Source organism: Methylocystis sp. S23 (assembly GCF_054106005.1).
In genome coordinates this window covers 2,409,577-2,428,632 of sequence record NZ_CM134185.1, presented here as the reverse complement: position 1 = coordinate 2,428,632, position 19,056 = coordinate 2,409,577, and the positions used below count along the sequence as shown (strand labels likewise).

Below are 19,056 nucleotides of genomic sequence, written 5' to 3'. Positions count from 1 at the left end.
TTCCGCGGGGTTTGATTGGCCAAGACGTTAGGCACAGCACGGCACGACGCCCTGATCGCCTTCCTCATCCGCAAGCGCGAGGAGGCGGGCGTGACGCAGACGCAGCTAGCGGAGCGGCTGGGCGAGTATCAGTCCTTCGTCGCGCGGCTGGAGAGCGGCCAGCGCCGCGTTGATGTGGTCGAGCTGATTGCGATCGCCGAAATCCTGCGCTTCGACCCGGCGGAGGCGATCGCGGCGCTGCGCAGGATCGCGCCGTCTTAGTCGCCGTCCTTCCCCGTCGTCTTAAAACTCGTCGACCGGTCAGCGCTAACCAATTCCAATAATTCGGGGAAATGGCGCGCCCGAAAGGATTCGAACCTCTGACCCCCAGATTCGTAGTCTGGTGCTCTATCCAGCTGAGCTACGGGCGCCCGGCGCGCGCTTCGCAGCCCGTCGAGGGGCCGCCGCGTCGCGACATGCGACCGTTTAGCGACAAGCGAAGCGAATGGCAAGGCCTGTTATCTTTGCGGGCGATTTTTGGCGGCCTGACGCTTGCACAGCCTGTGCGAGCCTTTAAGTAGGGACTGTCACACAGGATTTGCGATGGAAACTTTCGTCTCGAACAACGTCGAGATTGCCTATTCGGACTTCGAGCCTCTCAGCGAAGACCGGCAAGAGCCGATCCTCCTTGTCCACGGCTTCGCCTCGACCCATGCCGTAAACTGGATGTTTACCCAATGGGTCAAGACGCTGACCGAGGATGGCCGCCGCGTCGTCGTCCTCGACAATCGCGGGCACGGCAAATCCCAGAAGCTTTACGATCCGGCGCAATATGCGCTCGACCTGATGGCGAGCGACGTCGCGAATCTGATGGACCATCTCTCGATCGCCCGCGCCGACGTCATGGGCTATTCGCTCGGCGCCCGGATCGCGACGGTGCTGACGCTGGCCAAGCCGGATCGCGTGCGCTCGCTCATTCTCGGCGGCATCGGGCAGTATCTCATCCAGGACGCCGGATTGCCCAGCGGTCTTGCCGAGGCGATGGAGGCCGAGCGAATTGAGGACATCGAGAATTCGATGCTCAAGATCTTTCGCGGCTTCGCCGAATCGACGCGCAGCGACCTCAGGGCGCTGGCCGCCTGCGTGCGCGGCGCGCGCAAGGCGCTTGATCCCGCCCTGCTCTCCAATATCGCCTGCCCGGTCCTGATCTGCGTCGGCACGCGCGACGACGTGGCCGGCGATCCCTCGCCGCTCGAGCCGCTGTTCCCGAATGTCCGCATCGTCGACATCCCCGGCCGCGACCATAACCGCGCCGTCGGCGATCGGATCTACAAGCAGGCCGTGCTCGAATTCCTGGCGGCGCGCCCGTGATGCGCGGGCGTGGCCGAGGCGCTATATAGCTCTCCAGGAGGAAGCCCCCATGGCCGCCGACACGCGGAAGGAAGCCGCGAACGTTATTGAATTCGACCCGCTTCTGGCCCGCTTGCGGCTGGAGGCGGAAGACGTGTTGCGCCGCGAGCCGGAGCTCGGCGGCTTCATCTATCCGGCGATCATGGCGCAGGAGACCGTGGCGGGAGTCGTCGCCCACCGCGTCGCCCAGCGCCTCGACCGGCCGGAGGCGCCTTATGCCGCGATCCGCCAGGCCTTCGACGCCTGCCTTGCGCGCGAGCCCGCGATAATCGACGCCTTTCGCGCCGATCTCCTGGCCGTGGTGGAGCGCGACCCGGCCTGCACGCGGGTACTGGAGCCCGCCCTCTATTTCAAAGGCTTCCACGCCCTGCAGACCTACCGGCTGGCGCATTGGCTGTGGAAAAACGGCCGCAGCGACTTCGCGCTGACGCTGCAGAGCCTCTCCTCGCAGATTTTCCAGGCCGACATTCACCCCGCCGCCGTCATCGGGAAAGGCGTCTTCGTCGATCACGCGACCGGCGTCGTCATCGGCGCGACGAGCGTGATCGAGGACGACGTCTCCATGCTGCACGGCGTGACGCTCGGCGGCACGGGCAAGTCGCGCAGCGACCGCCACCCGAAAGTGCGTCGCGGCGTATTGATCGGCGCCGGCGCCAAGGTTCTGGGCAATATCGAGATCGGACGCTGCGCCATGATCGCCGCCGGCTCGGTCGTGCTCGAGTCCGTTCCGGCCAACAAGACCGTGGCGGGCGTGCCGGCGCGGATCGTGGGCGATTCGAAATGCGCCGAACCGGCGCTGGCCATGGATCAGATGCTGGCTGTATTAGATGCGGAGATGAGCACGAGGATGGGGTTGTAAAGTGAGAAAGATTCTATTCGGCGCGGCGCTCTCCATTCTGGCCGCCGCGTGTCTCTCGACGCATGCGCAAGCCGCCGGCTGGCATTATTACGACCCCGAATGCCCCGTCGCGCTCGGCGAAAAGTCGATGAAATTCGTCGCCATGCAGCCGAAGAAGAACATCGACCGGGAATGCGTGGCCCTGCCCGACGCCGGCCCTTCGGTCATCGTGCTCGACGCCGCCGACAATGAGCTGCGCGACATGAAATGGGACATTCGCATCCTGCGCGCCAAGGGGCCGGAGGCCCAGCCGGACCCGGACGCCGACGCCGTCTCCCGCCTGCCGGTTCAGAAATTTCCCAACGGCATGGTCAATTTCGACCAGAACTTCAAGGAGCCCGGCTATTACGTGCTCTACGCCAAGCTCGTCAGCGACAATGGCGCGAAGAGCTATGAGGGCCGCCACCCCTTCTCCGTCGGCCTCATGACCGACGAGGAATTCTATCTCTATGTCGGCTTCGGCATATTCGCCCTCGCCGCCGGCGGCGCGGCTTTCACGCTATGGCGGCAGGGGAAGCTCGGGTTCAGGATTCCGAATTTCGCGAAGCCGAGTTGACCGCGCGCCGCCGTCCCGGCGGTCAGACTGCCGACAAATCGCAAGCCCGGCTTGCGCAGGCTCCTTGGCATGGGGGCTTCTGCGTCTGCGCAAACAATTAGGCCCTCCTAAGGAGCGAGCGACGCCCCTCGTGCTTCGAGACGCCTGCTGCGCAGGCTCCTCAGCATGAGGCGCTTCTGCGTCTGCGCAAATAATTAGGCCTCGTCCTGAGGAGCGAGCGAAGCTCGCGTCTCGAAGGGCGAGGCCGCCTCGGAGGTTTGTCAGCAAACTGGGCCGCCGTCGCGGCGGCTTGGAATATGGCGGCGCCTGCCGGCGAGAGAGCGGATTTCATCGCCGCCGTCCTACTGGCGACGCTCCGGCCCCTTGGCGCGTTCGTCGATATCGCGCAACCGCGCGCGAATCGTCCGCCAATTGGGCGCGCGCAGCGATCTCTCTCTACAGCGTTTCGTGATCTCGTGGACCAGCACGCTGAATGGCGGCCGCTCGACTTCCGCGACGAATTTGGCCAGCTCCGTTTCGATGATCTGCTCGCGCTGCGGATCGAGGCTCCGCGCGCCCTTGGGGCGGCCCACCGAGCGGGAAGCCGGCGAGATGGCGCCGCAAGTGCGAAAAGATTTCACCATCCGATAGGCGGTGGCGCGTGAAACGCCGAGCCCGTTCTTCAGTTTTTCGATAATCGTTTTGGTCGGAGCGCCATTCGCCTCGGCCAATAGGTGACGCATTGCGTCTTCCCGCCTCTGAAGCGGACCGACGTTCTGTTGTTCGTTCTTACCTTCCATGTCGTGAGCTTTATTTTTATTTTTCTTAGATTTACTTGGATTTTTCACTGCGACTGGACGCTTGGCGAAACCCGTTGCGCGCGCCGGACGAAGCGTTCCGATGGGCTCGTCGCGCGGGCGATACAACCTTTTTTCTCATAAATACAAAGATAAGGGAATGTTCCATTTTTCAGCGCCTCTTGCGCCCCCGCGCGGATGTCCATGACTTTGTCTCACTGACGCGCCAGTCGATTCAAAGTTGCTGCTTGAGAGGTTTCAATGAGTTCGCGTTTGAAAGGTCGAGAGCTTCAAGTGAAAGGAATCTATTTTCGTGCAGTGAGACAATTAAATACACCGTCTGCTTCAAAGTGTCGCATAGGACTCATCCCGCCGCCGCATTTGTCGCTTCAGAGGACCGAAGACGCACGAATTGACGCATCGCAAAAACGCCCCGGCTCGTCGCAAGCCGGGGCGAGATGCGTTGCAGAAAAAACGGAGGCGAGGCTCAGAGATTCAGCATGCGATTCACCGTCGGAATGAAGATGGCGAACAGGAAAATGATGAAGCCGATCCAGAATGCGACCCAGCCGAGTTCGTTGACCGAGTGAAAAGTCTTCATGGTTTGGCGTCTCCCTTTGTTGGCGCTGACCAGCGATCGCGGACACATAATCGATAGAGCAGACGTCAAAGCAACTCATATTATATGCGACAGAACGTCGCCATATACTCGTATCAATATATAATACATTGCATGAAATACTGATATCCGTCTCATAATAAAATACGTATCTGTGATTTTCTCATCTTATGCTACATTTAACATGAGACAATTCAATACAATGCGCGCAATTGCCGCATATAAGCTTGTTCATGGTCAATTGACGGCGACATTGATCCTTATGCTAGCTTCTCAAGCCATCAGGACTGCTCTCCACACGGGTATAAAAGCTCGGAAAGCAGGAAATCTATGCCTGATAAACCGGAAGGGACCACGAATCTCGACAGACGTCAGTCGGAATTAGAATGACGAGAAGGAAGATTTGGGGATCCTTGCGACCAATTTTCAATGACTGGAGGAGAGGAATGTCTCTGACGACAGAAAAAGCCGGGACGGCGGCGAGGGAGTCTGCGGGCTCTATCGTTAATTACCGTCCTGCTTATCTCGCCATGGCGGCGCTTGGGACTTTTTACGTCGGCATACGCATTTATGAGCAGTATTTCGGATGGAAGGCGGGGCTCGATTCTTTTGCGCCCGAGTTCCAGACCTACTGGCTCAACATCATGTGGACCGAGCTGCCGCTCGAGTTCATCGCCTTCTGCGCCATTGGCGGCTATCTCTGGAAGACGCGCGACCGCAACATCAACGCCGTCGCGCCGCGCGAGGAAATGCGCCGTCTGATCACGCTGATCGGTTGGCTGCTGGTCTACGCTTTCACCGTCTATTGGGGCGCGAGCTACTTCACCGAGCAGGACGGCACCTGGCACCAGACCGTCATCCGCGACACGGACTTCACGCCGAGCCACATACTGGAGTTCTATCTCAGCTATCCGATCTACATCATCGCGGGCTGGGGCGCCTTCATGTATGGCCGCACGCGCATTCCGCAATTCGCGAACCGGATTTCGCTGGCCTTCCTGCTGTTCTTCGCCGGCCCCTTCATGATCTTCCCGAATGTCGGCCTGAACGAATGGGGCCACACCTTCTGGTTCATGGAAGAGCTGTTCACCGCGCCGCTGCATTGGGGCTTCGTCTTCTTCGGCTGGTTCGGCCTCGCAATGTTCGGCACCGTCTTGCAGATCCTGCATCGCGTGATCGAGCTCAGCAAGGAATTCGAAAAGGACGTCCTCGCGATCTGACGCGAAGAGCTTTCGGCGAAGCGCGCGCACGCTCCCAGGGCGCCGCGGGATCGAAAGAGAGGCGGCCGCTCCGATCTCCCTCCCTCTGTATCGAGAGCGGCCGCTTCCGGCCCCGCCGAAGCGCGACGCGAAAGCCGAAACAAAAACGCCCGGCGAACCGCCGGGAGGAAAATCAAGGAGAGCTAGCTTATGTCGATAACGAACGAAACGGCTCCAGCCGCAGGCGGGGCATGGGCCTCGAAAGAAGAATTCATCGGCTGCGTGAAGCTGACCGACTGGATCCTGCTTCTCATCCTCTTCCTGGTGCTGCTCGGCTCCTTCCACATCCACTACATGTTGCTCGCCGGCGACTGGGATTTCTGGATCGACTTCAAGGACCGGCGCATGTGGCCGACCGTGGCGCCGATCGTCGCCATGTGCTTCGCCGCGGCCGCCCAGTCTTTCTTCTGGCAAAAATTCCGCCTGCCTTTCGGCGCGACGCTCGCCGTCTTCGCGCTGCTCGTCGGCGAGTGGATCAACCGCTACGACAATTTCTGGGGCTGGACCTTTTTCCCGATCAATCTGGTCTTCCCCTCGGCGCTGATTCCGATGGGCTTCTGGCTCGACGTCGTGCTGCTTCTCTCCGGCAGTTGGGTGGTGACGGCGGTCGTCGGCGCGATGGGCTGGGGCCTGCTGTTCTATCCGAGCAACTGGCCGGTCCTCGCGCAGTATCACCAGGCGACCGAGGTGGACGGCGTGCTGCTCACCCTCGCGGACCTCATCGGCTTCAACTACGTCCGCACCGGCACGCCTGAATATATCCGCATGATCGAGCGCGGCACGCTGCGCACCTTCGGCAAGGACGTCGTTCCCGTCGCGGCCTTCTTCTCCGGCTTCATCTCGATGCTGATCTACTTCCTCTGGTGGAAGGTCGGCGGATGGTTCTCGACCACGGCCTATATCGAGAACGAGGACGTCTAAGCACGGCGCAACGCGACAAAAAGCCGGGGCGACGCCGCCCCGGCGCCAGGAAAAACAAGGGAGTCCCAATTCGATGAAACGGCCAATTTTCCAGAAAATCGCGGGAGCATGCGCAGTCGGCTTCGCCGCCGCCGTCGCGATGCTGACGCTTTCCGCAACGCCGGCCGCCGCCCATGGCGAACGCTCGCAGCAGGCCTTCCTGCGGATGCGCACGCTGAACTGGTACGACGTGAAATGGTCCAAGACGACTTTGAACGTCAATGAAGAAATGGAGCTCACCGGCAAGGTCCACGTCTTTTCGGGCTGGCCGCAGGCCGTCGCGAAGCCGCAGGAGGCCTTCCTCAATGTCGGCGAGCCGGGCCCGGTCCTGATCCGCAAGAGCGCCTCCGTCGGCGAGGTGCCCGTGCCGCGCACCTTCTCGATGGATGTCGGCTACGACTATGAATACAAGATCGTGCTGAAGGCGCGCCGTCCGGGGCGCTACCATGTGCATGTCCAGATCAATGTGAAGGACGGCGGCCCCATCGTCGGCCCCGGCCAGTGGGTCGAGATCAAGGGCGACATGAAGGACTTCACCAATCCGGTGACGCTCCTCGACGGCTCGACCATCGATCTCGAAACCTACGGCATCAACTGGACGTACGCCTATCACTTCGTCTGGATGGCGGCGGCCCTCGTCTGGATCCTGTACTGGTTCCTGCAAAAGGGCATCATCGTTCGCGGCTGGCAGGTCGCGGCCGGCAAGCGCCATGAGATCATCACGGGCGGAGACAAGCGGTTCGGCGCCATCTGGCTCGCGGTCTCGATGCTCGCGCTGCTGATCTTCTACGCCAACGCCAACCGCGAATTCCCGCGCACGCTGCCCATGCAGGCGGGCCTCCTGACCGGTATTCCCTTCATCGAGGGTTCGCGTCAGGAGACGGTTTCGCTGCATTACTCCGGCGGCTCCTATAAGGTGCCGGGCCGCGAGCTGACGATGAACGTTCAGATCACGAACAAGGGTCAGGAGCCGCTGCGCATTGGCGAGTTCACGACCGCGGGCCTGCGCTTCCTCAATCCGGACGTGTTCGCGAGCCGTCCCGAATTCCCGGACTATCTGCTGGCGGATCGCGGCCTCTCCGTGAACGACCCGACCCCGATCGCGCCGGGCGAGACCAGGAGCCTCGTCATCACGGTGCAGGATGCGCGCTTCGACGTCGAGCGCCTGTCCGACCTCGCCTACGACACGGACAGCCAGTTCGGCGGCCTCCTCTTCCTGTTCAGCCCGTCGGGCAAGCGGGAGAAGGTGGAAGTCGGCGGTCCGGTCATCCCGAAATTCCAGCTTGGCGCGACGCTCTAAGCTGACATCGGCTCCACGCGGCTTGCTTCCTCTTCTCCGCGTGTTGGTGTGAAGACTTGCCCGCCCGGGTTCTCCCTGGCGGGCATTTTTATTTGATCTTTTGCTGGCGAACGCATTGCTGACGCCCCTCGCGCTTCGAGACGCCCGCTGCGCGGGCTCCTCAGCATGAGGGGCTTCTTCATCTGCGTGAAAAAACCTAGGCCTCATCCTGAGGAGCTTGCATAGCAAGCGTCTCGAAGGACGAGGCCGCCTCGAGGGTTTGCCACCAAGCCAAGGCGCGCCAGAGCGCGCACCCGAGTCACCCGAACCGGTTATTCTTCGGGAATCCGCGCGGCGGCAGCCTTCCCGCCTCGGCGCGGTGGCCCATCCATTCGCTGAGCTCCGCCGCCGCGACGTTGAACACGCGCCCCGCCGAATCCGTCCAGCTCAGCCCGTCGGCGAGCGCGAAGACCTTCGCGTCCGCGACGCCGCCATCCTTGTAGCGCTGCATGCGCACGCCCTTGCCGCGCGCCATGCGCGGGGCTTCCTCCAGCGGGAAGACGAGGAGCTTGCGGTTCTCGCCGATGATCGCCACATGGTCGCCCGCCGCTTCCGTCGCCAACTTCAATTTCGCGGGCGGCTCGACCGTGAGAACGGCGCGGCCTTTCTTGGTCGAGGACAACAGATCGTCCTGCGCCACGACGAAGCCGCGGGCGTCGTCGCCGATCAGCAGCAGCGACGCGCCGGGCGTATGCGGCAGCACGCGGGCGACGTCCGCGCCTTCGTCGATGTCGGCGTAAAGACGGATCGGCTCGCCATGGCCGCGCCCGCCGGGGAGCTTCGAAGCGTCGAGCGTGAAGGCCTTGCCGTTCGTCGCCAGGACGAGAATCTTGGTCGTCGTCTGCGCGAAGAAGCTCGTGTCCAATTCGTCGTCGCCCTTGAACTGTAAGGACGACAGATCCTGCACATGGCCCTTCAGCGCGCGGATCCAGCCCTTTTTCGAGACGACGACAGTGATCGGCTCGCGCTCGATCATCGCCTCCGCGAGGTCGAGATCGACCGCCGCCGGCGCGTCCTCGAAAGTCGTGCGCCGCTTGCCGACGGGCGTCTGCGGCCCGTAGAGCTTCTTCAGCTCGCGAACCTGCCCCGCGATCGTCTTCCACTGCTTGCCTTCATCGCCCAGCAGGCTCTCGATCTCGGCGCGCTCTTTGGTGAGGTCGTCGAGCTCGCGGCGCAGCTCCATCTCCTCGAGCTTGCGCAGCGCGCGCAGCCGCGTATCGAGAATGTAATCGACCTGAAGGTCGGTGAGCTTGAAGGCCTTCTTCAGCTCGCCCTTCGCGTCGTCCTCCTCGCGGATGATGCGGATCACCTCGTCGAGATTGAGGAAGACGACGATCATGCCTTCCAGTTGCTCGATGCGGCGCAGGATGGCGGCGAGGCGATGGCGCGAACGGCGCTGAAGCACGTTGCGCCGATGGTCGAGCCATTGACGCAGCGCCTCGTCCAACGAAACGACGCGCGGCGTCACGCCGTCGACCAGCACGTTCATGTTCATGCCGAAGCGCGTTTCGAGCTCGGAGAGCTTGAAGAGCGTCTCCATCATCAGCGCGGGATCGACATTGCGCGCGCGCGGTTCGAAGACGATGCGCACATCCTCGGCGGATTCATCCCGCACGTCGGCGACGAGCGGCAGCTTGCGCTCCGAAATCAACTCGGCGAGTTTCTCGATAAGGCGCGACTTCTGCACGCCATAAGGAATCTCGGTGACGACGGCGACCCAGCCGCCGCGCGGCAGCTCTTCCCTGGTCCAGCGGGCGCGCACGCGGAAGGAGCCGCGCCCGGTGCGATAGGTCTCGACAATCTCCTCGCGCCTGTCGACGATAATGCCGCCGGTGGGGAAATCCGGCCCCTGAACGAAAGTGAGCAATTGCTCGCTCGTCGCGGCGCGATGCGAGATGAGATAGAGCGCGGCGTCGCAAAGCTCGGCGAGATTATGGGGCGGGATCGACGTCGCCATGCCGACCGCGATGCCCTGGGCGCCATTCGCCAGCATATTGGGCAGGGCGGAAGGAAGAACGACCGGCTCCTTCTCCTCGCCGGAATAATTCGGCTTGAAGTCGATCGCGTCTTCGTCGATGCCCTCGAGCAAAGCGCGCGCGACCGCCGTCATGCGCGCTTCGGTGTAGCGGTAGGCGGCGGCCGAATCGCCGTCGATATTGCCGAAATTGCCCTGTCCGTCGACGAGCGGATAACGCGAGGAGAAATCCTGCGCGAGGCGCACCAGGGCGTCGTAAATCGCCTGGTCGCCATGCGGGTGATAGGAGCCCATCACGTCGCCGACGATCTTCGCGCATTTCTTGAACGGCGCGCCGGGATCGAGGCGCAGCACATGCATGCCGTAGAGGATTCGGCGATGCACCGGCTTCAGCCCATCGCGCGCGTCGGGCAGCGCGCGGTCGGTGATGGTCGAGAGCGCATAGCGAAGATAGCGTTCCTCCAGCGCCTCGCGGAGATCGACCGGCGTTACGACGCTTTCGCCGCCGCCGTCCTTGCCCTTGCCCGCCGGGCCGCCTTTCTGCGCCATTCAATCTGTTCCCATTTGTTCCGCCGGCCTTCGTCCTATTGGCGCGGGGCCGCGCGCGCAAGCGCTCATGAAAACGTTACCCGTTGCGTTAAATCCGCCTCTCAACGGGATTTTCATTTTTTAGGCGATAATGTTGCAAATTAGAGCTTGCGACGCTTTGCCGCCCTTCCTAGAAAGGGAGCATAGCGCCGGCCCCGCTCCGCTCCCGAGGCGCTTTCCTCTTGCATTTCTGTGGTTTCCGCACATGACGTCAATCCTCAGAGTATTCGCGGTTCTCGGCGTGGCGCTCATTGCGGCGGGCGCCGCCGAGGCGGTCGAAAGCGCGCAGATCGCGGCGAATGATTCCGTCCGCGCGCAGCGCCGCCATCCGGCCGGCGCGCAGGAGGAAGCGCGCAACGACAATGCGATGCAGGCGGTCTGCCGCGAAATCCTCGTCGATACGGATGAGGGCTATGGCGTGACGAATCATGAATCGCGCGTGATCTGCGACGAGCTGCGCTGACCGTCGTCACATAATCGCATTGAGATAGAGCTCCCGCGACATCGGCATGGCGCCGCCGCGCGGGGCGAAGACGTCGCGGGCGAGGAAATAGCCGGTCAGCCGGAAAGCCGCGGCGATTTCCTCCGCGGAGGCCGCCCCGTCCTCCTGCTGGAGGAAGCGCGGGAAAGGCAGCAGCCGCTCGCGCCATGGCGCCGCGGCGGCGCGATTCACCGCCCGGCCGGATTTGGGCGAGACGAAAGCAAGGTCCTCCCGCGTCCCCGTCAGCGCGCAGCGCTCCAGATCGAGCCCGAAGCCGAGCGCGCCGAGCAGCGCCAGCTCGAAGCGCGCCATCATCGGCGCGGCGCCGTCCGCGGTCTCCAGGGCCGAAGCGATGGCGTCGGCGGCTTCGAACAATTCAGCATGGGGATCGCGCTCCGGCAGCAGCCGCAAAAGCGCGACGAGGGTGGCGACGCCATGCAGCGCCGCGCCGCGGTCGAGATAGCGCGCCGCCCGCGAGGCGAGCGGCTCGACCGCGAAGGCGCCCATATGGTCCTCAAGGCGCGCGCGCCAGCTTGCCGTCACGAGATTGCCCGGCTGCAGCGCCGCCCGCATCGCCCTGGACCGCCCGCCGCGCACGACGCCGAGATGACGGCCATGGGCGCGCGTCATCAGCTCCAGAATGACGGATGTCTCGCCGTGCGTTCTGGCGCCGATGACAAGGCCTTCGTCCCGCCATTCCATGAGCGGCTTTCTTCAGCACCGACAATCTAATCCCTCTCCCCGCAAGCGGGGAGAGGGCGAACGGGCGAAGGTTCCCTCATGCTGAGGAGCCGCCGGAGGCGGCGTCTCGAAGGACGAGGGAACCTTCATTTCCCGAAAGCTGGCGCTCGCCCTCGTGCTTCGAGACGGCTCCTGCGGAGCCTCCTCATGCTTCGAGACGCCGCCTTCGGCGGCTCTCAGCATGAGGGCGAGGTTGGTCGTCCTTCACCCGATCGCCCAGAGAGGGGGAGCGATCACTGCTCCGAGAGCTTCATCTCCGGGCTGTATTCCACGCCCTCGATTTCCTTCGTGACGGCCTGCCCGCAGATCACGCGGCCCTGGGCGGAGTCGAAAGCAAGCGTCGGCCCGCCATAGAGCGTCCAGCCCCGGCTCAGCGCCTCGGTCACGCGATGGCAGAAGGCGGCGTCGTCGGGACCCGTGAGATAGCGATAAACGGTGAGTCTCTGCTTGGACATGTCGGCCTCGCGAATCGAACGCCGTCCATACTACTCGCCTTTCGGGAATTCGAGCCGCATCTCGCGGTAGCGTTCGGGGTCCTCCGCCCAGTTCTCGCGCACTTTCACGAACAGAAAAAGATGCACGTCCTGCTCCGCGGCCTCAGCGATTTCGCGCCGCGCCGCCGCGCCGATGGCCTTGATGGTCTTGCCGCCTTCGCCGATGACGATCTTCTTCTGGCCCTCGCGGGCGACATAGATCGTCTGCTCGATGCGCGCCGAGCCGTCCTTCTGATTCGTCCAGCTCTCCGTTTCGACGGTCGATTGATAGGGCAACTCGTCGTGCAGGCGCTCATATATCTGCTCGCGGGTGATTTCGGCGGCGAGCAGGCGCAGCGGCGCGTCGGAGAGCTGGTCCTCCGGATAGAGCCAGGGGCCGGGTTTCATGCGCTTGCCCAGCGCATGAAGCAGGTCGCCGACGCCGTCGCCGGTAAGCGCCGAGACCATGAAGGTCTCCTCGAACTTCTCCGCCGCGTTGAGCCTCGCCGTGAGCCCGAGCAGCTTCTCGCGCGCGACGACGTCAACCTTGTTCAGCACGAGAATCTTCGACGCCTTGACCTCCGCGAGGCGATTCAGGATCGCCTCGACCTCCTCGTCGAGCCCCTTTCGTGCGTCGACGAGCAGCGCCACGACGTCCGCGTCGGCGGCCCCCGACAGCGCGCTCGCCACCATGGCGCGATCGAGCCTCCGTTTGGGCTTGAAGATGCCTGGCGTATCGACGAGCACGATCTGCGCCGGCTCATCTATGGCGATGCCGCGCACCAGCGCGCGCGTCGTCTGCGCCTTGCGCGAGACGATCGACACCTTGGCGCCCACGAGCTGGTTGAGCAGCGTCGACTTGCCGGCGTTGGGCGCGCCGACCAGCGCCGCGAAGCCGCAGCGCGTTTCCTGTTCCATAGCGTGCGTATCGCTCACCAGTTCTCCATTTTAACAGCGCCCCCTCTCCCCGCCTGCGGGGAGAGGGCTGGGGTGAGGGGCAGGCCGATGCGAGGAAGCTCGGTTTCCCAGCCGCAGATCAATAAGCCAGGAGCATAGGGCCGCCTTGCCCCTCACCCTAACCCTCTCCCCGCTTCGCGGGGACAGGGGATTGTCTTCCGTCACTCCCTGGCGCGCCATGACGCCGCCCCGATCCATTGCGCGCCAGCCGGTAGCGCGACGCCGATCGCCCGGGCAGCCCCTCTCCCCGCCTGCGGGGAGAGGGCTGGGGTGAGGGGCAGGCCGATGCGAGGAAGCTCGGTTTCCCAGCCGCAGATCAATAAGCCAGGAGCATAGGGCCGCCTTGCCCCTCACCCTAACCCTCTCCCCGCTTCGCGGGGACAGGGGATTGAGGTTCTTCTTCCACCCCCTCGCGCGCCATGAAGGCCGCCGCCGCCGCCTGTTCCGCCGCGCGTTTGGAGCTTCCCGCCCCGATCGCCGGTTCAAAACCCTCGATCTCCACCGCCAGCTCGAAGGACGGCGCGTGGTCGGGACCGCTCCTCGCCACCATCCGGTAGCGCGGCGGGGCGAGACGGCGGGCCTGCGCCCATTCCTGCAACGCCGTCTTGGCGTCGCGCCGGCTCCGTCCCGCCTCATGCATTTTGGGGCCGAAGGCGGCGCGCACCACGGCTTCGGCGGCCGGCGCCCCTCCATCGAGAAACGTCGCCCCGATGATCGCCTCGCAAATATCGCCGAGAATCGCGCGCTTCTTGCGCCCGCCGGTCTGCGCCTCGCCGTCGCCGAGCCGGATATGCGGGCCGACGCCCCAAAGCTCCGCCACTTCGGCGCAGGTCTCCTTGCGCACCAGCGCGGCGAGGCGGCGAGAAAGCTCGCCCTCGCTGTCGTCCGGGAAGGTCTCATAGATCATATGCGCGACCGCGAGGCCGAGCACGCGGTCGCCGAGAAATTCCAGCCGCTCATAGGAATCCGGCCGCTGCGCGGCGGCGCTGACATGGGTCAGCGCCCAGCGCAGCAGCGCCTTGTCCGAAAAGTCGTGCCCGATGCGCGCCTCGAGCGCCGCAAGATCAGGCTTCACCCGCGCCATTCGGGCTCGCTCAATGCGCCGGCTTGAACAGGCGGCTCCAGCGCACCGACCAGGGCCAGCGCCAGAAGGCGAGCGCCGATTCATCCTTCTTCACCGAGAAGAAGATGATCTCGGCGCGGCCGACGAGATTGACGAAGGGCACATAGCCGACGCCCCCAAGCTCCGGCGAGATGCGCGAGTCCGTCGAATTGTCGCGGTTGTCGCCCATCATGAAGTAATGATCCGGCGGCACGACGAAGAGTTCGGTATTGTCGTTGACGCCGTGGTCGCCCTCGATCTCGATGATCGTATGCTCGACGCCCGGATGGTTTCCATCGCCCGGCAGCGTCTCCCGATAGGTCGCGACCGGGACTTCGTCGCCCTCCCGATTCTCCGTCCGGGCCTTCTCGATCGGCTCGCGCGGCGCGACGACGCCGTTGATATAGAGCCGGCCCTCGATCATCTGAATGCGGTCGCCCGGCAGGCCGATTACGCGCTTGATATAGTCCGTCTCGTTGTCGCGCGGCAGCTTGAACACGACGACGTCGCCGCGCTTGGGCGGCGAGGACAGGACGCGGCCCGAAAAGACGTTGGGGCCGAAAGGCATGGAATAGTTCGAATAGCCATAGGCGTATTTCGAGACGAAGACATAGTCGCCGATGAGCAGCGTCGGAATCATCGATCCCGAGGGAATGTTGAAGGGCTGAAACAGCAGCGTGCGGATGACGAGCGCAATGGCCAGGGCCTGGATGATGACCTTGATGGTCTCCAGAATCCCGCCTTCTTCCTGTTTCTGGGCCATCGGGACGTTCCTGCTCAAGCCGGTGCTCCTTGACGATTGGGGCGGCGGCGTCCGCCCGCGCCCCGCTTAGCACGCCCTAGGCGCGATGAGAACTGCGGCGGGTGTGGGAAGCGCCTGTGGGGGCGAGCCCGCGCGCCGGCCGGCCGGGGCCGCCCTCATCCGGCCCTCAGCGCGGGCCGGATGAAAAGGCGCGCCCCTCATCCATCGCCTCGCGCATCTGGCGGATGGCCTCGGCCAAGCCCACAAAGACCGCCTCGCCGACGAGGAAATGCCCGATATTGAGCTCGGCCACTTGCGGCAGCGCCGAGACCCGCCGCGCCGTATCGCAATCGAGGCCGTGGCCGGCATGGACTTCGAGCCCGCATTCGCCCGCATAAGCGGCGGCCTTCCTCACCCGCTCGAACTCCCGCTCGGCCAGGGCCTTGTCGCCGATCTCCACCGCATGGCACCAGGCGCCCGTATGCAGCTCCACGACCGGGGCCTTGATCGAGACGGCGGCGTCGATCGCGTCCGTCGAAGGCTCGATGAAGAGCGAGACGCGAACGCCGCCGCGCGCAAGTTGATCGACATAGGGCGCGAGGTAATCATGGCCGCCGACCACGTCGAGCCCGCCCTCGGTCGTGCGCTCCGTGCGCTTTTCGGGCACCAGGCAGACGGCGTGCGGGCCGGTGGCCAGCGCGATGTCCAGCATCTGCCCGGTCGCGGCCATTTCGAAGTTCAGGGGCTTCGTGATCGACGCCTTCAGCCGCGCCATGTCCGCGTCGGTGATGTGGCGGCGATCCTCGCGCAGATGCGCGGTGATTCCGTCGGCGCCCGCCTCGATGGCGAGCAGCGCCGCGCGGACAGGGTCCGGGCGCGGCCCGCCGCGCGCGTTGCGGATGGTGGCGACGTGATCGACATTGACGCCGAGGCGGAGGGGAGTGGCAATCATGCGCCTTCATAGCGCGGGGAGGCCGTGCTTGTCATTGGGGCGCGCGGCCGCGACGCCGGATCGAAGAGCAATTTCGGTCAAGAAGTCGAGCCCGGCCTTTGATACTCTGAAAACATGGAGTTCGAGACCAGCCACAGAGAAACCAACTATGCGCGACGATTCAACCGCGTTCTGGATTATATCGACAAGCATCTCGACGAAAAACTCTCGGTCGAATTACTGAGCAATGTCGCGAGCTTTTCGAAATGCCATTTTCACCGACAGTTTTCTGAATATTGCGGGATCAGCCTTTCCCGCTACATTCAGCTCGTCAGGCTCAAGAGGGCCTCCTATCGGCTGGCGTTCAATCCGAACGCGCCGATTATCGACATCGGCTTGGACTCCGGCTTTGAAAATCCGGAATCCTTTTCCCGCGCCTTCAAGGCCGCCTTCGGCCAAACGCCGAGCGCGTTCCGAAAGAAGCCCGATTGGGCGTCCTGGAGCGAACGCTGCCGAATTTCCCTGCCGCCCCGTGAAAGGACCTGTGTGATGGACGTGAAAATTGTCGATGTCGAACCGCTATTGGTCGCGGCGCTCGAACACCGCGGCTCGCCCGCTTTGCTCAACGATTCCGTTCAGCGCTTCATCTCCTGGAGAAAGTCGGCCGGACTGTCCCCCATCACGGAATGCGAGACGTACGGCGTTCCCCATAACGACCCCAATACGACGCCGCCCGAGGATTTTCGCTTCGATATTTGCGGTTCGGTCAAGGAGCCGGCGCCCGCCAATCCGGAAGGGATCGTTACGAAGACGATTCCCGGCGGCCGCTGCGCCATGATGGTTCATGTCGGCTCGCGCGATCGGATCAGCGAGAGCGTCTATGCGCTCTATCGGCGCTGGCTGCCGGCGTCCGGCGAAGAATTGCGGGACTTCCCGGTTTATTTCCACTATCTGAATCTCGACCACGATACGCCCGAGCATCGCCATCTGACCGAGATATATCTGCCGCTCAAGTAAGGCGCGGCCTCGGCGCCCCCTCACCCGATCACCCGCTCCACCTTGCTCACCAGCGGGCTCGCGCGCAGCTTCGCCAGCACGTCGGTGAGATGCTTGAGGTCCGCGACTTCGAGGTCGAAGGTCATTTCGCGGAAGTCCGGCGAATGGGCGCGGAAGGTGATGTTGTCGATATTGGCGCCGGTCTCGCCGATGAGCGTCGCCAGCGCGCCGAGCGAGCCCGGCTCGTTGATGGCGGTGGCGACGATTCGCGCCGGGAAGAAGGCGCGGTTTTCGGGATCGATGTCCCAGCGCACGTCGAGCCAGCGCTCGGGCTGGTCGTCAAAGGCGGTGAGCGACGGCGACTGGATCGGATAGATGGTGATGCCCTCGCCCGGCGTGAAAATGCCGACGATGCGGTCGCCCGGCACGGCCCCGCCCTCGGGCGCGAAGCGCACCGGGGCGTCGCCGCGCAGGCCGCGGATCGGAATGGCGCCCGCATCCGCCTCTCCGGCGCCGCCGGGAGCCTTGAAGACGACATTGGCGTTGGCCTTCACGCCGAACCAGCCCGGCTCGCCGGGGGCCGGCGGCGCTTGCGGCGCCTTCCGCTCCTCGGTGAAATCCGGATGGACCGCCTTCACCACGTCTCCGGAATAAATCTCGCCGCGCCCCACCGCCGCGAGCACGTCCTCGATCGAGTGGCGCGCGAGACGCGTCAGCGCCGCCTTCAGCCGCTCGTCCGAAAATACCCGGCCGGCGCGCTCGAAGGCGCGCTCCACGATCTGGCGGCCGAGCCCCGCATATTGCTGGCGCACGGCCTCGCGCGTCGCGCGGCGGATGGCGGCGCGCGCCTTGCCGGTGACCACCGCCGCCTCCCAGGCGGGCGGCGGCGCATGGCCCTCGGCGCGGATGATCTCCACCTCGTCGCCATTCTGTAGCTGGGACAGCACCGGCGCGACGCGGCCATTGATCTTGGCGCCGACCGCCGAGTCGCCGAGCTTGGTGTGCACCGCATAAGCGAAGTCGATCGGCGTCGCGCCGCGCGGCAGCGCGATGAGCCCGCCCTTGGGCGTGAAGCAGAAGACCTGGTCCTGGAACAGCTCGAGCCGCGTATGCTCGAGAAACTCCTCGGGACTGTCGCCATGGGCGAGGAGATCCAGCGTCTCCTGCAGCCAGCGGAAGGCGCGGCTTTCCCTGGCGAGATCCTCGCGCCCCTCTTCGCCCGTGGCGTCCTTGTAGAGCGCGTGGGCGGCGATGCCGAAACGCGCGATCTCGTGCATCTCGGCGGTGCGGATCTGCAGCTCGACGCGCTGATGGCCCGGACCGATGACCGTCGTATGGATCGAGCGATAGTCGTTCTGCTTGGGCGTCGAGACATAGTCCTTGAAACGGCCCGGAACATTGGGCCATTTCATGTGAACGACGCCGAGCGCGCGATAGCAGTCCTCGACGGTTCCGACGATGATGCGGAAGCCGAAAATGTCGGAGAGCTGCTCGAAGGAGATGGATTTGCGCTCCATCTTGCGCCAGACCGAATAGGCCGTCTTCTGGCGGCCCGTGACCGCGGCCTCGATGCCGCGCTCGAAGAACTCCTTGGCGAGCTCCTCCTCGATCCGCTTGATGATTCGGCCGTTCTTCGTGCGCAATTCGTGCAGGCGCTGCTCGATCGCGTGATGCGCCTCCGGCATCAGATGGCGGAACGCCAGCGCCTCCAGCTCCTCGCGCAGGCGCTGCATGCCCATGCGGCCCGCGAGCGGCGCGTAGATGTCGAGCGTCTCCTGCGAGATGCGCGCCCGTTTCTCCTGCGGCACGAAATGCAGCGTGCGCATATTGTGGAGGCGGTCGGCGAGCTTCACCAGGAGAACGCGGACGTCGTCGGCGACGGCGAGCAGAAGCTTGCGGAAATTCTCGCCCTGCCGCGCCTGCTTGGAGACGAGGTCGAGCTTTTCGATCTTGGTCAACCCGTCGACGAGCTTGCCGATCTGCGGTCCGAAGAGACGGTCGATCTCCTCGCGCGTCGTCTCCGTGTCCTCGATCGTGTCGTGCAGCACGGCCGCGACGATGGTGGCGTCGTCAAGCTTGAGATCGGTGAGGATCGCGGCGACTTCGAGCGGATGGGAGAAATAGGGGTCGCCGGAGGCGCGGGTCTGCTGGCCATGCGCCTTCATGGCGTAGACATAGGCGCGGTTCAGCAAGTCCTCGTCGACGTTCGGGTTATATTTCCGAACGCGCTCGACGAGCTCGTATTGACGCATCATGCGCGAGAGCCGGGGCGGT

The 19,056-nt window shown here is 64.2% G+C and carries 18 protein-coding genes and 1 tRNA gene; 9 read left to right on the top strand and 10 right to left on the bottom strand.

The genetic code is table 11. The features are described 5' to 3' along the window. Positions 1 to 15: 15 nt before the first annotated feature. Positions 16 to 261 (top strand): helix-turn-helix domain-containing protein, encoded by a 246-nt coding sequence (locus ACV7JP_RS11950; RefSeq protein ID WP_457795898.1) that lies wholly within the window; start codon positions 16 to 18, stop codon positions 259 to 261. A gap of 72 nt (positions 262 to 333) precedes the next feature. Here the strand turns inward: ACV7JP_RS11950 and ACV7JP_RS11945 are convergent. Then, positions 334 to 410: transfer RNA gene (locus tag ACV7JP_RS11945), tRNA-Arg, on the bottom strand. 172 nt (positions 411 to 582) lie between these two features. Between ACV7JP_RS11945 and ACV7JP_RS11940 the strand changes: the two genes are divergently transcribed. Genes ACV7JP_RS11940 through ACV7JP_RS11930 form a run of 3 tightly spaced genes read left to right on the top strand, consistent with a single transcriptional unit; the run spans position 583 to position 2,843 of the window. Further along, on the top strand, positions 583 to 1,350 hold the full coding sequence (locus ACV7JP_RS11940) for an alpha/beta fold hydrolase (RefSeq protein WP_457799078.1): 768 nt from the start codon (positions 583 to 585) through the stop codon (positions 1,348 to 1,350). 49 nt (positions 1,351 to 1,399) lie between these two features. Next, positions 1,400 to 2,248, top strand: coding sequence for a serine O-acetyltransferase (cysE, locus tag ACV7JP_RS11935; RefSeq protein ID WP_457795897.1), 849 nt, complete (start codon positions 1,400 to 1,402; stop codon positions 2,246 to 2,248). Between the two features lies 1 nt (position 2,249). Continuing rightward, a complete protein-coding gene (locus tag ACV7JP_RS11930) occupies positions 2,250 to 2,843 on the top strand; it encodes a hypothetical protein (RefSeq protein WP_457795896.1) in 594 nt (197 codons plus the stop codon). Between the two features lie 341 nt (positions 2,844 to 3,184). Here ACV7JP_RS11930 and ACV7JP_RS11925 read toward each other — a convergent pair whose 3' ends face one another. Beyond that, positions 3,185 to 3,748 (bottom strand): transposase, encoded by a 564-nt coding sequence (locus ACV7JP_RS11925; RefSeq protein ID WP_457795895.1) that lies wholly within the window; start codon positions 3,746 to 3,748, stop codon positions 3,185 to 3,187. Positions 3,749 to 4,684: 936 nt separating this feature from the next. Between ACV7JP_RS11925 and amoC the strand changes: the two genes are divergently transcribed. The 3 genes from amoC to amoB all read left to right on the top strand — a co-directional run bounded on the left by amoC (position 4,685) and on the right by amoB (position 7,757). Continuing rightward, positions 4,685 to 5,458, top strand: coding sequence for a bacterial ammonia monooxygenase, subunit AmoC (amoC, locus tag ACV7JP_RS11920; protein WP_457795894.1), 774 nt, complete (start codon positions 4,685 to 4,687; stop codon positions 5,456 to 5,458). A 189-nt stretch (positions 5,459 to 5,647) separates the two neighbouring features. Further along, entirely contained in the window at positions 5,648 to 6,418 is a 771-nt protein-coding gene (amoA, locus tag ACV7JP_RS11915; RefSeq protein WP_457795893.1) for a bacterial ammonia monooxygenase, subunit AmoA, read from the top strand. Positions 6,419 to 6,491: 73 nt separating this feature from the next. Beyond that, complete coding sequence (gene amoB, locus ACV7JP_RS11910; protein WP_457795892.1) at positions 6,492 to 7,757, top strand: bacterial ammonia monooxygenase, subunit AmoB; 1,266 nt, start codon at positions 6,492 to 6,494, stop codon at positions 7,755 to 7,757. 298 nt (positions 7,758 to 8,055) lie between these two features. Here amoB and parC read toward each other — a convergent pair whose 3' ends face one another. Next, positions 8,056 to 10,320, bottom strand: a complete 2,265-nt coding sequence (gene parC, locus ACV7JP_RS11905) for a DNA topoisomerase IV subunit A (RefSeq protein WP_457795891.1) — start codon at positions 10,318 to 10,320, stop codon at positions 8,056 to 8,058. Positions 10,321 to 10,564: 244 nt separating this feature from the next. Between parC and ACV7JP_RS11900 the strand changes: the two genes are divergently transcribed. Beyond that, positions 10,565 to 10,822, top strand: a complete 258-nt coding sequence (locus tag ACV7JP_RS11900) for a hypothetical protein (RefSeq protein ID WP_457795890.1) — start codon at positions 10,565 to 10,567, stop codon at positions 10,820 to 10,822. Between the two features lie 6 nt (positions 10,823 to 10,828). On the opposite strand, the gene recO is transcribed toward ACV7JP_RS11900, so the two are convergent. The 6 genes from recO to ACV7JP_RS11870 all read right to left on the bottom strand — a co-directional run bounded on the left by recO (position 10,829) and on the right by ACV7JP_RS11870 (position 15,807). After that, positions 10,829 to 11,542 (bottom strand): DNA repair protein RecO, encoded by a 714-nt coding sequence (gene recO / locus ACV7JP_RS11895; RefSeq protein ID WP_457795889.1) that lies wholly within the window; start codon positions 11,540 to 11,542, stop codon positions 10,829 to 10,831. A gap of 272 nt (positions 11,543 to 11,814) precedes the next feature. Further along, positions 11,815 to 12,036: a DUF1737 domain-containing protein gene (locus tag ACV7JP_RS11890; protein WP_457795888.1), complete on the bottom strand. Its 222-nt coding sequence runs from the start codon at positions 12,034 to 12,036 to the stop codon at positions 11,815 to 11,817. A 30-nt stretch (positions 12,037 to 12,066) separates the two neighbouring features. Beyond that, a complete protein-coding gene (gene era / locus ACV7JP_RS11885; protein WP_457799077.1) occupies positions 12,067 to 12,972 on the bottom strand; it encodes a GTPase Era in 906 nt (301 codons plus the stop codon). A gap of 394 nt (positions 12,973 to 13,366) precedes the next feature. After that, positions 13,367 to 14,179, bottom strand: a complete 813-nt coding sequence (gene rnc / locus ACV7JP_RS11880; RefSeq protein ID WP_457795887.1) for a ribonuclease III — start codon at positions 14,177 to 14,179, stop codon at positions 13,367 to 13,369. After that, entirely contained in the window at positions 14,106 to 14,876 is a 771-nt protein-coding gene (gene lepB, locus ACV7JP_RS11875; protein ID WP_457795886.1) for a signal peptidase I, read from the bottom strand. The genes rnc and lepB overlap by 74 nt, the downstream gene beginning before the upstream one ends. A 166-nt stretch (positions 14,877 to 15,042) precedes the next feature. Next, positions 15,043 to 15,807: a pyridoxine 5'-phosphate synthase gene (locus ACV7JP_RS11870; RefSeq protein ID WP_457795885.1), complete on the bottom strand. Its 765-nt coding sequence runs from the start codon at positions 15,805 to 15,807 to the stop codon at positions 15,043 to 15,045. A 114-nt stretch (positions 15,808 to 15,921) separates the two neighbouring features. On the opposite strand from ACV7JP_RS11870, the gene ACV7JP_RS11865 reads away from it, so the two are divergent. After that, on the top strand, positions 15,922 to 16,803 hold the full coding sequence (locus ACV7JP_RS11865) for an AraC family transcriptional regulator (protein WP_457795884.1): 882 nt from the start codon (positions 15,922 to 15,924) through the stop codon (positions 16,801 to 16,803). Between the two features lie 20 nt (positions 16,804 to 16,823). On the opposite strand, the gene ACV7JP_RS11860 is transcribed toward ACV7JP_RS11865, so the two are convergent. Next, positions 16,824 to 19,037, bottom strand: a complete 2,214-nt coding sequence (locus tag ACV7JP_RS11860; protein WP_457795883.1) for a RelA/SpoT family protein — start codon at positions 19,035 to 19,037, stop codon at positions 16,824 to 16,826. Positions 19,038 to 19,056 lie beyond the last annotated feature (19 nt).